Source organism: Klebsiella sp. CN_Kp075 (assembly GCF_040065055.2).
GTDB classification, from domain to species: Bacteria; Pseudomonadota; Gammaproteobacteria; order Enterobacterales; family Enterobacteriaceae; genus Klebsiella; species Klebsiella aerogenes.
Map to the genome: position 1 here is coordinate 690,459 of NZ_CM198050.1, position 12,831 is coordinate 703,289.

Annotated in this window: 9 protein-coding genes and 1 pseudogene; 8 read left to right on the top strand and 2 right to left on the bottom strand. The window is 45.8% G+C overall.

Annotated elements, in window-relative coordinates:
* The first annotated feature begins 298 nt into the window (after positions 1 to 298).
* From ABLV78_RS03345 to ABLV78_RS03360, 4 genes are all read left to right on the top strand, one after another.
* Positions 299 to 1,330, top strand: coding sequence for a LacI family DNA-binding transcriptional regulator (locus ABLV78_RS03345; RefSeq protein ID WP_047043090.1), 1,032 nt, complete (start codon positions 299 to 301; stop codon positions 1,328 to 1,330).
* A 250-nt stretch (positions 1,331 to 1,580) separates the two neighbouring features.
* Positions 1,581 to 2,510: a dihydrodipicolinate synthase family protein gene (locus ABLV78_RS03350; RefSeq protein ID WP_032709182.1), complete on the top strand. Its 930-nt coding sequence runs from the start codon at positions 1,581 to 1,583 to the stop codon at positions 2,508 to 2,510.
* 185 nt (positions 2,511 to 2,695) lie between these two features.
* Positions 2,696 to 3,985 carry an anaerobic C4-dicarboxylate transporter family protein gene (locus tag ABLV78_RS03355; RefSeq protein ID WP_047043085.1) on the top strand — a complete coding sequence of 430 codons (1,290 nt, stop codon included), beginning with the start codon at positions 2,696 to 2,698 and terminating at the stop codon, positions 3,983 to 3,985.
* A 361-nt stretch (positions 3,986 to 4,346) separates the two neighbouring features.
* On the top strand, positions 4,347 to 4,646 hold the full coding sequence (locus ABLV78_RS03360) for a DUF1889 family protein (RefSeq protein ID WP_015369626.1): 300 nt from the start codon (positions 4,347 to 4,349) through the stop codon (positions 4,644 to 4,646).
* 288 nt (positions 4,647 to 4,934) lie between these two features.
* Here the strand turns inward: ABLV78_RS03360 and ABLV78_RS03365 are convergent, their stop codons facing one another.
* Both ABLV78_RS03365 and ABLV78_RS03370 read right to left on the bottom strand, forming a co-directional pair.
* Positions 4,935 to 6,677 carry an ATP-dependent nuclease gene (locus ABLV78_RS03365; RefSeq protein ID WP_047043082.1) on the bottom strand — a complete coding sequence of 581 codons (1,743 nt, stop codon included), beginning with the start codon at positions 6,675 to 6,677 and terminating at the stop codon, positions 4,935 to 4,937.
* Between the two features lie 66 nt (positions 6,678 to 6,743).
* Entirely contained in the window at positions 6,744 to 7,337 is a 594-nt protein-coding gene (locus tag ABLV78_RS03370; protein ID WP_155958864.1) for a hypothetical protein, read from the bottom strand.
* 175 nt (positions 7,338 to 7,512) lie between these two features.
* On the opposite strand from ABLV78_RS03370, the gene ABLV78_RS03375 reads away from it, so the two are divergent.
* From ABLV78_RS03375 to ABLV78_RS03390, 4 genes and pseudogenes are all read left to right on the top strand, one after another.
* Positions 7,513 to 9,582 (top strand): replication endonuclease, encoded by a 2,070-nt coding sequence (locus ABLV78_RS03375; RefSeq protein WP_196796335.1) that lies wholly within the window; start codon positions 7,513 to 7,515, stop codon positions 9,580 to 9,582.
* A gap of 115 nt (positions 9,583 to 9,697) precedes the next feature.
* Positions 9,698 to 9,880 (top strand): annotated as a pseudogene (locus tag ABLV78_RS03380) (DinI family protein); the annotation flags it as partial.
* A gap of 191 nt (positions 9,881 to 10,071) precedes the next feature.
* On the top strand, positions 10,072 to 11,109 hold the full coding sequence (locus ABLV78_RS03385; protein WP_226473703.1) for a retron St85 family RNA-directed DNA polymerase: 1,038 nt from the start codon (positions 10,072 to 10,074) through the stop codon (positions 11,107 to 11,109).
* The gene (locus ABLV78_RS03390) at positions 11,110 to 12,831 is read left to right on the top strand and encodes an AAA family ATPase (protein WP_052766957.1); all 1,722 of its coding nucleotides are present in this window, start codon (positions 11,110 to 11,112) and stop codon (positions 12,829 to 12,831) included.

Here is a 12,831-nt window from a genome sequence, read left to right on the forward strand (position 1 = left end):
ACACTCGGCTAATCCTTTGCTGGATTTGGCGCTAAGTCAATTACGCTCGTTGTATAAATGTCGAACAGTTCACAATCTAAATAAACTAACGCGCAAAAAAGCGAAGTGACGAATACAGGTTAAAACGAATAAGAAATGTGAATTAACGGCCCGTCGAATGAACCCGGCAAAGTTAAGTACCATTCCTTTTGTCCGGGCGAGGTTTGACGTAAGATCCTTTCACCCCACGGTTTGCACGATGGTATCCCTTGCACGGGCAACACGGATTTTTACCCGCATTGATGAGTTGGAGCAGCAGATGGATCAAGAAAGTGAACTGAACGATTTTCCGGAAAAAAAGCTGGTGACAATGCGGGACGTTGCTCGCGCTGCGGGCGTGAGCGTCTCGACCGTTTCGCGCGTACTCGATGAAAGATTACCCACCTCGCGCAGCGCCTCGGCAGATAAAATTCGCCAGGTGGCCCGAGAGCTGGGCTACCGTCGGGACTATGTTGCTTCCAGCCTGCGCCGTGGCGATACCGGAACGCTTGGCGTCCTGGTTCCGAGGCTGACCGATGCCGTCACGGCGATGCTTTTCGAAGAGATAGCCAGGGCTGCGGCGAGGAGAGGGTATTTCGCGATCGTGGCGACCTGCGGAGATAGCAAGGAGCAGGAGAAGAACGCCGTTGAATCGCTGCTGGATCGTCGTGTGGATGGGTTGATTATGTCAACCTGCCGGCTGGACGATCCTTTGCCGCAAGCCCTGCGTGAACGAGATGTGCCCCATGTTCTGGCGCTGCGTACCGATGGGTTTAGTCCTTCATCGGTCGGGGACGATGAGCTTGGCGGCTATCTGGCAACCCGACACCTGATAGATTTAGGCCACCGTGATATTGGTCTGATCGGCGGTCCCGATTTTGCCTCCAATGCGCTTAACCGGCGTAAGGGCTTTGAGCGGGCAATGCAGGAGGCCGGGCTCAGGATCGAAGCGGAATGGTGCTGCCATTCTGATTTTAATATCGCCTCTGGAGAGCAGCAGGGAATGAAAATTCTCAGCCAGCCTCATCGCCCGAGCGCGCTGTTTGCCGTCAATGACGAGTTGGCGATTGGCGTGCTCGCGGCCGCGCATCAGCAAGGGCTGGTGATTGGCGAGGATCTGTCTCTGGTGGGATACAATGATATTCCTCTGGTGAGCAGGCTGCCCGTAGCCCTGACTTCGGTTAGAACGCCACTGGAGCATATCGCCAGTAATGCGGTTGATATGCTATTGAATCCAGAAGTAAATAATAATATGCGGATTACCACGCCTTCCCTTATTCCTCGTAAGTCTACCTCGTCCCCACGTCACTAATCCGTCGGCGATCCTCCTGGCTTTCCTGGTGAAAGCGGGGAGGAATGAATTTTGTATAACGGATCTCATCCCGGATGCGGAATGCTGTTTAGTTTGTGATCTGCGTTGCATTTTTAACCAATTCGGCGTTGACGGTTTTATTTTTGCGGTTCAATGTCAACTGCGTGAAAACGATTGCAGAAACGATTTCATATCCGTTTCAAACGATTGCTAACCTGAAAATATACGCTTACTCATCAAGGGGATACTTATGATTAACATCGATCTCAGAGGTTTGACTCCGGCTCCGGTTACACCCTTCACTCGCGAGGGGCGCGTAGATTATGATGCCATCCAGCGCCTCGGTAGCTGGCTGGGCAGCATTGACGGCGTAAAAGGTCTGGTGGTTCTGGGACACGCAGGGGAAGGGACTTTTCTAACTCAGGAAGAGCAGGCGAATGTGATCCGCGCATTTGTGAAGTCGGTAGATGGCAAGCTTCCAATTATTGCCGGTATCACCGGAGAAGGGACGGAAGTCGCTGCGCTGGAGGCCAAGCGTGCTGTTGCCGCCGGCGCATCCGCTGGTTTGCTGTATCCTTCTCACGGCTGGTTGCGTTTTGGCTATCAGGACGGCGCGCCTCAGGATCGTTACCGCGTGGTTTATGAAGAAAGCGGCCTGCCGCTGATTCTTTTCCAGTATCCGGATGTCACTAAAGCCACTTACAATCTGCAAACGTTATTGGATATTTCCGCACAGCCTGGCGTATTCGCCATGAAGAATGGCGTGCGTAATATGCGCCGCTGGGATACTGAAATTCCGGTTATTCGCCGCGAGCGTCCGGATCTGCAAATTTTAAGCTGCCACGATGAATATCTGCTGCACACCGCGTTTGATGTCGATGGCTTCCTGGTTGGCTACGGTAATATCGCGCCTGAACCATTAATTGAAATGATTAAGGCGGGTAAAGCGGGTGATTATGTGAAAGCGCGTGAGCTGCACGATCGACTGCTGCCGGTGACCAAAAGCGTATACCACCGCGGTTCTCATATGGAAGGTACCGTGGCGCTGAAACATGCGTTAGTCGCGCGTGGGATCCTTGAGCATGCCACCGTCCGCTCTCCGCTTTTGCCGCTCGAAAAAGGGGCTGAAAAAGAGATCCACGACGCCATGCGCGCTGCTGAGCTGGGCCTCGTTCGTTAATTTATGCTGAGTCTGTTGTTAATCCGCAATGCAGAAAGATGTCTTGCTGTATTGCGGATATCGGCGCGTTCAGCGCGAGCTCTCCGGGAGATGTCATCCTGATCGACACACCCGGCTACCAGAACTAGCAGGTCATTTCAGTATGTAAAGGGTTAATGCCGGACAGGGAGCCGTGGAGGCAAATTATGGTATTAGTTCAGTTTCTGGTCGTGCTGTTGTTTCTTTATATCGGCATGCGGGTTGGCGGTATCGGCGTAGGTTTTGCCGGCGGCGCTGGCGTGATTGTCCTCAGCGCGCTCGGCGCCACGCCGGGGGATATGCCGATGCTGGTTATCGTGTTTATCATGGTGGTGATTGTGGCGATTGCGGCCATGCAGGAGGCCGGCGGTATCGAATATCTGGTTGACCTCACCGAGCGCCTGCTGCGCCGCTATCCGCGATTATTAGTCATCACCGCTCCGCTTTCCACCTGGCTATTAACCATGATGGCCAGCACCGGACAGGTCTCTTTTGCCTGTATGCCGGTGATTGTCGGCGTGGCGAAAGAGAACAATATAAAACCTACCCGGGCGCTCGCTCTCTCCGTCAGCGCCTCTTTGCTTGGCATTGTGGCATCGCCCATTTCCGCGGCGGTGATTTTCTTCTCGGGGATTCTGGAAAAGAGCCATTCTGGCTGGGGCTATATTGAGCTTATTGCGGTATCCATCCCTTCCACCTTTCTTGCGTTACTGGTCACCTCCGTGTTTTACCTGTGCTGGGACAGAATTCGCCGGCAGGATAGGCTCTATGACAATCCGGTGCAGGTGAAGGCTCGGACTGAGCGGGAGATCCCGCCTTATGCCGCTCGTTCGGTGCTGATCTTTATCGTCGGGCTGGTGGTGGTGCTGTGCTATGCGATTGTCACCAGCCCCAAATTAGGGCTGATTACCGATCCGGTCATGAGCAGCGGGCAGGCGCGGGTAGGGGTGATGTTGGGCGTTGCGCTGCTGATTCTGGTGAGTTGCCGGGTTAACGTACAAATGGTCCCGTCCGGCTCGGTATTTAAAACCGGGATGACCTCCTGTATCTGTATACTCGGCGTCGCCTGGCTGGGGTCAACCTTTATGGACAGCAATCAGCAGTGGTTGCAAAGTACGCTCTCGTCACACTTCCTGGAGTCACCCATTATGCTGGCCATTATTATTATGGCGGCGTCATGTTTCCTGTATTCTCAGGCGGCTTCAACAAAAATTTTATTTCCCGCCGCGCTGAGTATGGGCGTTGCCCCCGGTATTCTGGTGGCCTGCTTCCCGGCTACCGCTTCGCTTTTTATTTTACCAAACTATCCGACGTTACTGGCGGCGGTGGAACTGGATGTAACCGGCTCGACTAAACTGGGGCGGCATATTATCGATCATCCTTTTCTGCTGCCTGGCCTGGCATCGGTGCTGCTTTCTATTCTTTTCGCAGCCGGGCTGGCTTTTTTGATTCAGTGAATGGTATGAGCAGTGGCAAAGTGATACAGGCAGACGACTGAGCAAAAAGGAGTTAGATGATTTAACTCCTTTTTTAATTGTCACCCCATCATCACCTTTTGGGGACATGAAAATGGCTGGCTTTGTCGGGTTTATGGCGCTGGCCTACGTAGTAGCCTCAGAAGGGCATCGCCAGCAATGTATATCCAGAATCACGCTTTGCATAATGTTAACTACCGTGCTGATTGCCCGGCAGAAAAATATAGCCATTTGTACATAGCTCACATTTGAACAATTAAATGGATAAACCTTTTGATATTTAAGCAAAATATAGTCCATATTAAAGCCTTGTACCGAACGTGGATATTTTAAGGATAAGAATATGTCAGCAGTAATTGATAAAGCACTGGATTTTATTAATGGCATGAACACGTCATCTTCAGCACCGCACACCATGGATGAAAGTACGGCTAAAGGCATTTTCAAGTATCTTAATGAGTTAGGCGCTCCGGCCAGCGCGGCTGATGTGTATGCCCGGGGCACTCAAGAGGGCTGGGATCCCGAATTTACTAAAACGTTAGCTGGATGGGCGGAACGAATTGAGTCCGGCGAGCGTATAGTTATTAAGAATCCTGAGTACTTTTCTTCATACATGCGCGAGGAGCTGCGGGCTCTGGTATAAGCTGAACTCAGCTCAACCGTGAGCGGATTGGTTCGCTATATTGCAAGCTTCTAACCCAGCGCGTTTGTACTCCGCAGTACTTGCCTGCCGTATTCTGTAGGTATCCTGGAAAAGACTAAGGGCTTACGAGTAATCGTAAGCCCTTGATATTTGGTGGCCCCTGTTGGGTTTGAACCAACGACCAAGCGATTATGAGTTCCTACCGAAACAACCGAAAATCAATAACTTGCCTTTAAAATCAGTTGGTTGTATTGTCATGAATTATCATTGATTGCTTGGATTCTTCATTCAAACCGCCATTTTATCGCCACTTTCAGTTGTACGCTGTTCCTCGTCCTTTTGGGTTGGGACATCCTCTACGATAATTTTACTATGGAACACATCAATCACAAAATCTCTTAATGGGGATAGTTCTGGATCCGATAATTCACGCTCCTCTAAAAATTTAGAGACAAATTTCGGACCGTGTGAACCAGTTTCAGGGCTGAAATTTTCAATCTCACCGACAGGCACTAAGAAAATACCAAGTTCTTTCAATTTTTGATTAAAAGTTTTGAAGGTTTTTCGTATTGAACCAGGTGGTAATCCACCAATGCCGTGCCTTTTTACTTCGCTCCAAGGTTTTTTCTGCTTGAAAATTTCTTCAATTTGGCTCTTAGATATTTTATCTGGAGTCGTACTAGTGATTGTATCTAGCAATGCTTGCTTGATTTCTGAAGCTGATTTTGATTTTATTTTTTGAAGCACCTCCGAGTTTATCATTTCCCATTGCTTAACAATCTCTGTTTTCTTATCTTCGCTACATCCAAACGCCTTCAATGCTGTCACAAATGTATTTCTTTCCGATATTAAGTCGAAGTCATAAATGGCTTTAACGGGGACACCTGCAAGCCTTAAGATTTCAGCTATTCCTGATATTGCATGTTTCCCCCCAGAGGGAATGAATGATGTATCAGGGAATATCGTTTCTTCATTTTCAGATATATAGTCAGCAACAAAGTTGATTAATCTACAATCGCTATCATCTTCACAAATTATTACTTGCTCATGGAATATGCTATCAAGAGCATTCGAATATTTTAGATTCGGTTGAGACCACAATTTTTTTATGGCAGGTTGATCAACTTCATGTATCATATTTACATTATCATCTCTTTGAATTCTAATTATCCTAATGTTTCCTCGAGTACCCTCAAGGAATCCCCTCATAATATCGCTGCTATGGGTTGCAACAATAAGCTGACCGTTAACCTCTTCGGCTAATGTCTGCCCAAGTTTCCGCATCTGCGGTGGATGTAAAAATGCTTCTGGCTCATCGATTAAAGAAATATTAAGATTAAAAGCAATAGTTTCGAAGAGAATTCCTGCATAGCTTTTTATTCCATCCCCTTGTTGGTCTAAAAGAGGGAATGTTCTTAATTTCTCGATATATGCGTTACTGACCCTATCATCAATCCCTTTGAATTCATCACGATCAGCAATATGAATTGGGAGCTTGTTTCCCCCTCTGTAATCAAATATAAGATCTTTATTGAATGCCTTTTTGAATATGCTACTGACTTTATCCATTAGCTCACTGTCATCATAGAGAATATGCTGGGGTTTAGATTTTTGTTGTTCTCTAGATATGCTGTCTTGTTGCTCGCATATACTCAAACGTTCTTTTGCTGTGATGTTTTTAATAAATAGAGGTGATAAATCGTTCAGCCTATTACCTGGTTGCCATGAGTCAATGTACCCATGATAAATACTGGCCTGCCCCAAGTAGTAATAATTCCCATGAAGTTCTCCATTTTCTTTTATGTAATTACTGAAATCTTCTCTACTACCTTTTCTTTTTAACGAGAGATTTTTTATAACCATGTTTTGAGGCAAGTCTTTTGTTATTAAAGAAATAATGTCACGTAATGTTTGTGATTTTCCGCTATTGTTTGGGCCAACAATCAATATTTTATCATTTTCATTAAGCACAAGTGTTTGCCCGCTTGAAAAAGTGATACTTTCAAGGTGAGCGCTAGGTTTTTCAGACATCCTATTCTCCTTTTATAGCTAAAGGGTTTAATTTGACTGCATCCTCTACCCGACCACGACGCCAGCTTAAGAAAGCGGCGTGTATTTGGGATAAAGCCCATCAAAGCATTTCGGCGTTTTGGCTGCGTCAGCATGCCACATCCAAACAGGATGAATGTCACCTGAAACAATCGAAGCTACAAATTTTGAAAAAACTTCGGGAACAGCAAAAAGCTCAGTCGACATCGGTAAATGCTGGGGATTTCCAGAGCGATAAAACTCAACAGTTAGCCGAACACAGCGAGCCGACACATGAATATCTGTCGATAGTTCTTCCCAGGTCTGCCAGTCATCCTGTGGAGATACTGGGGTGTCCAAATAACGTCGATTTAAAATTTGTAAGGCGTGCCGAACATGTGTTGACCATTCTTCGCGTGGTTTCCAGCTATGTGGACAATTCCACTCAATTTTCCGACCTAGCTCACGCCGACCAGCTATTGAAAGAGGTAGCCGGTCTGCTATGTGGCATTGAGTGTCAGCAAGAAAAGCATCGCAAATGCCCAGCATGTCGGATGCGGAAATGATCTTCATTGGTTCTTTCGTAGCTTCGAAAGGCGTCACCTCATTAATCAAATCAACATAGCGGCGTTGGGTGGGATCTTCTTCAGTGAATAAAGTCATAGACACTCCTGTCTCAGCAAAAGCTACGGGTGAGATTGATTATGCCTTTGTATGGAATTTTCCAAAACAGGCAATAGCCAGCCCATATCTCACCTATGACCAACAGCATCGCCGCGACCGCATGTTCGCGGCTTTGCTGCATGCAAGAAAAGTGCTTTCTCTCCTGCCTGAGTGCGTGCGTTTTGACGTTTATCGCACCTCTGCAGTGCTGGAGCAAACTCAGGGCAGTCAACGAGCCAATGCCTTTTTAATCAGCTTCTGCAAAAAGGCATTGCCACGTCTTGAACTTGTCGCAAAAAAATACGAGTGCTCGGGCATCAACAGCAATGTATCAGCCGCTGTGTTCGATGGTCATTTTGATACTCAGCGTATGCAATATCTGGCGTCATGTATGGTCAATATGGTCGCCAGATTTAACCGCCTCCCGGATATGTCGCGTGCCGATATCGACCTGCTGGCCGCTGATATCGCTAATTTTATTCGCGCTGAACTGGCTGACATTGATGACACCGGATTTAGCGAGCTTAAAACTCTATACACCTGGTACATGCGCGCCGGTATTATTTCCCTGCAATTCAACATTACCCCGCCGCATTGGGAGCGGGTGACAAAGAAATATGTCGGTGAGGATGACATTGCCCCAGCTATCACCAGAATGTTTAATGAGGTCTGGTGGCGTGGCCGCTTAAGACGCATTGCTGCTGCATGGCGCGAACATCTGCAAATTGCAGTCGGCAAGGTCAGCAAAAAACGGCACGCCTACGCGAGTAAAAATTGCGTGACCGACTGGCGCGAGCAGAAGCGCCGCACACGTGAATTTCTCAAAGGGCTGGATCTCGAAGACGAAGACGGCAACCGCATCAGCCTGATTGAAAAATACGACGGTTCGGTCGCTAACCCTGCGATACGTCGCTGCGAGTTGATGACCCGCATCCGTGGGTTTGAAAATATCTGCAATGAACTCGGATACGTCGGGGAGTTTTACACCCTGACTGCACCGTCTAAATATCACGCCACGACTAAAGCAGGCGACCGTAACAGCAAATGGAACGGAGCCAGCCCGTCGGATACGCAAAGTTATCTCACCGGCCTTTGGGCGCGCATTCGCGCCAAGTTACAACGGGAAGAAATCCGCATTTTTGGCATACGTGTTGCCGAACCTCATCACGACGGAACACCTCACTGGCACATGCTTATGTTTATGCTGCCGGAAGACGTCGAGCGTGTGCGTCTCATCATTCGCGATTATGAGTGGGAGGAAGAGCGTCACGAACTGAGAAGCGACAAAGCCAAAAAGGCGCGTTTTCATGCCGAGGCCATTGATCCGGAAAAGGGCAGCTCTACGGGCTATGTCGCTAAATACATTTCCAAAAACATCGACGGCTATGCTCTTGATGGTGAAACCGATGACGAAAGCGGTGAACTGCTGAAAGAGACAGCCCCCGCCGTTTCGGCATGGGCGGCACGCTGGCACATCCGTCAGTTTCAGTTTATCGGCGGTGCGCCAGTGACGGTCTACCGTGAGTTGCGCCGTCTCGCTGACACCGAGACCGCGCACGGTCTGAGCGTTGAGTTTGCCGCCGTCCATGATGCCGCCGACGCCGGTGACTGGGCTGGTTACGTTAATGCGCAGGGTGGCCCGTTTGTCCGTCGCGATGATTTGCAGGTACGCACGCTGTATGAACCGCGCGCCGAGTTTAACCAGTATGGCGAGGAAACTCTCTGTATTCGTGGCGTATACGATTCCGCCGTCGGCGCTGACACCCCGATTTTAACCCGGCTAACGCAGTGGATAATTGTGCCGAAGCGTGCCATTGATTTGGCCGTTGACGTTAAGGGCGCTCCTGCGCCCTCTCGGAGTTCTGTCAATAACTGTACGGGGAGCGAAGGCGATCCTCCGGAGCTCGATTTATCAAAACCGCTGAGTCATCATGAAAGGCGATCTCTGACGAACAGGCTTAGAAAGAAAAAATCAGTATCACGGCGACAATTTATTCACGGAACTAATGAGCAAGTTGCCGTGATAGAGAAAATTATCGACGAGATACACCTGACCACAGGCATTAGCATCAGCCGTGGTGAAGCTTTACATATGATGGCCGGTGGCAAAAGCTGCTTTAACGGTATGTGGTTGCGGGGAACATCCAAAGGCGAAATATTCTCTGCTTCCCCATCACATCAAGAAAAAGCCATGAAAATCCTTAATCGTGTAGCGGTGTTAGCGAGAGTTACTGTAGGGGGATGACGTTAATGTTCATCATTATCATGTACATACAATGTATTACTGGTTTATTTTTCTTTCCCCCTTTTATCGATACGTGATGCTGTATGTGTATACAGTGCCTCGTTGTGGAGGTTGTGTGGATAAAGAGTTAAGAGAACACATCATGATTGAGCGTGTCGAAATGATTGCGCGTCTTACGACCGAGGGGGCTTGCCATGAAAGAGATCGTGAAATTGCGTTGAGCCTGATTGCCGATATCGCTGGGAGAAATCTGCCAGATGGCCATTCATATTCAGTAATCCTTTCGCTAGATCCTATGTAGGTGGGGCATTGAGCGAAGACTGAGAATAAATGTAGATTCGCATTGTCGGTTTCGGTCTCGATAGAGAGTTTGCTCAGTGAGCGATGTTTAGCTAGAATAATCAAGCTCTTTAGCTTAGGACCAAATCAACGGTCTAGCCGGGTGTTTAGCCAGGCTCTAATTTATTGAACGACATAAGGTTGCGAAAGGTGCAGAGCCCGGCCTTCGTACCTTGTCCGGGAGCTGCACCTTTCGCTTCCTTTAGTAAAGAGTCATACGCCCAAGGCTTGCCTTGGGCGCTTCAATTAGAGGCAATGATGTTTTTTTCAGATAGACTTTGCGATGAGTTAGGATATTCAAAGCGTCAACTCAATTCTTTCCTCAAAAATGCACCTAGGAAATATCGGGTCTACTCTATTCCAAAGCGCACAGTCGGCTATCGCACAATCGCCCATCCTTCTAAAAAATTGAAGGAAATTCAGCGCGTCTGTGATGCTCTTTTGCAAGATATGTTACCAGTTCATCATTGTGCTTATGCTTACAAGAAAGGCTGTAGCATTAAAAAAAATGCTATGCTTCATGTTTCCCAATCATATTTGCTAAAAATGGATTTTAGTAATTTTTTTAACTCAATTACACCAAACATGTTTTGGTCTAAAGTAGACAGCTTTAAGATCGGTATAAATAAAAAAGAAAGGGGCAGGTTAACAAAAGTAATTTTTTGGCAACCGAACAGGCATGATTCTGACAAGCTAAAGCTAAGCATAGGTGCACCTACTTCTCCACTAATAAGTAATTTTGTGGCATACGAGTTTGATTGCTTTTTGTCTGAGTGGTGTATTTCTCAAGGGATTGTTTATAGCCGCTATGCTGATGATTTGACATTCTCAACTTTCAAAGCTGGTATCTTATTTTCTGTCCCTAGAGTTGTTAAGGCGTTTTTGGCTAAGTATTTTGATGGGATTACTGTTAATGAAGCGAAAACGAAGTTTTCTTCGAAGAAACATAATCGCCACGTTACAGGAATAACACTAACTGATGATGGGAGAATTTCACTGGGTAGAAGTGAAAAGAGACGTATCTTTCATTTTGTCCATTCATTCTCTCTTGGAAAACTTGACCCAGATTTGTTACCTAAACTTCGAGGGAAAATATTTTTTTATGAACATATTCAGCCGGGATTTATTAAGCGTCTATCAGAAAAATATACTGAGGAATTAATTTCATCTTTATTAAATGGTGATTAAATGATTGTTCGTCATGTTTTTGATTCAAAAATTATTGAGTCTGCAATGAAAAGCAGTTTGAAATCAAACTTTCAGCTTATTAAGGATATCACTGAAGGAAAGGTTGAGACTAAAGGAGATGGCATTGCTGATGAAATTGTAACTTTGGTTAAAGAAAAGATTTATAGTAAAAGGTTAAGAGTAAGTCAAGTTGGTGTCTACGGTGTTCGCGGAATTGAAGATATCACGCTGAGCATTGAGGATGACCTTACGGTTATAATCGGTAATAACGGGTCGGGTAAATCAACTATACTCGATAGTTTAAGTTTGACATTATCATGGCTAAAAGCAAGTATTCTTAAAGAAGAGGGGGTGGGAACTTATTTAAGAGAATTGGATATAAATAATTCGAGGGATGTTTCTTATGGAAGTGTAACATGTCGACTTTGTTTAGAAGAAGAGAACTTTAATTTCCTTTCAACTAAATCAAAGCCGGGGAGGTCTTTGAGTAGGCGTAGTGCTTTGCAAGAGATTAAAGCTTTAGGTGGTCTTTATAGACATGTTAATTCTCAGTTTGCTGATTCTAATCTTCCCTTGGTTGCTCATTATTCTGTTGCGAGATCTAATGAAGGCACAAAAGATGATTTTGCTAAGGTGGGGTCTCAGATTGGTATCAAGGACAAGTGGGGTAAATTTGATGCCTACGAAGACGTACTTAAAGACAGACATGATTTCAACGAGTTTATTGTTTGGTTAGGGAGAATAGACAGCATAGCTCGTCAAGGTGGCGGGATAAACGAAGAAATCAGTAAGTTACAGTCTGAAATAAATAGTACAATTAATTTACTTAAAATGTTTAAGGATAAGGGTAATGACCAGTCCTTTATTCTTCCTTTGGAAGAGATAATAAAAAAGAAGAATAAAGAAATATCCAATATATACAATGAGAATTTCAATCGGGATGAGGTGTTGGCCTCTAAGGTGTTCAAACACATTAAACAGGCTATAACAATTTTCATTCCTGATATAAATGATGTCAGATTGGTATATGAACAAGAAGGCGTTAAATTAGTTTTATATAAAAACAATAAGGAAATTAGTGCTCAGCAACTATCTCAGGGTGAAAAATCGCTTTTGTCTTTGATTGGTGATTTGACTCGTAGGTTAGTGCTTCTAAACCCAAGTCTTGACAATCCTCTTGAAGGAGAAGGAATAGTTCTTATTGATGAGATAGATTTGCACTTACATCCTTCTTGGCAGCAAACTGTTATACTTAATCTTCAAAATACATTCCCTAATCTGCAACTGATTGTAACAACACATAGTCCACAAGTGCTCAGTACCGTCTACTCTAGGTCTATCCGATCACTTCATGAAGTGAATGATGTTCTAAATACAATTCCAAGTCTTGATGTTAATAATAAAATAATAGCGTCTGAAACTCCTGAGTTTCAAACTAGAGGAGTTATGAGTACTGATATTTTATCTAAAATCATGGGTATTGATCCAGTTCCTTTAGTTAAGGAAGCGAAATGGGTCCAAGAATATCTTGCAGCAATTGAATATGATAAAAATACTGAGGGGTATTACGCTGACTTGTGGGCAGATATTGTTGAGCATTTTGGTGAGAATCATCCAGTGGTAATATCCTGCAAAAATGCTGTTAGGTTAAAAGGTATGAGAGGTAAGATCAGGGAGATGAAAAAAAATAAAAATGAAGATATCAAAAAGGGAAAGGAGTGA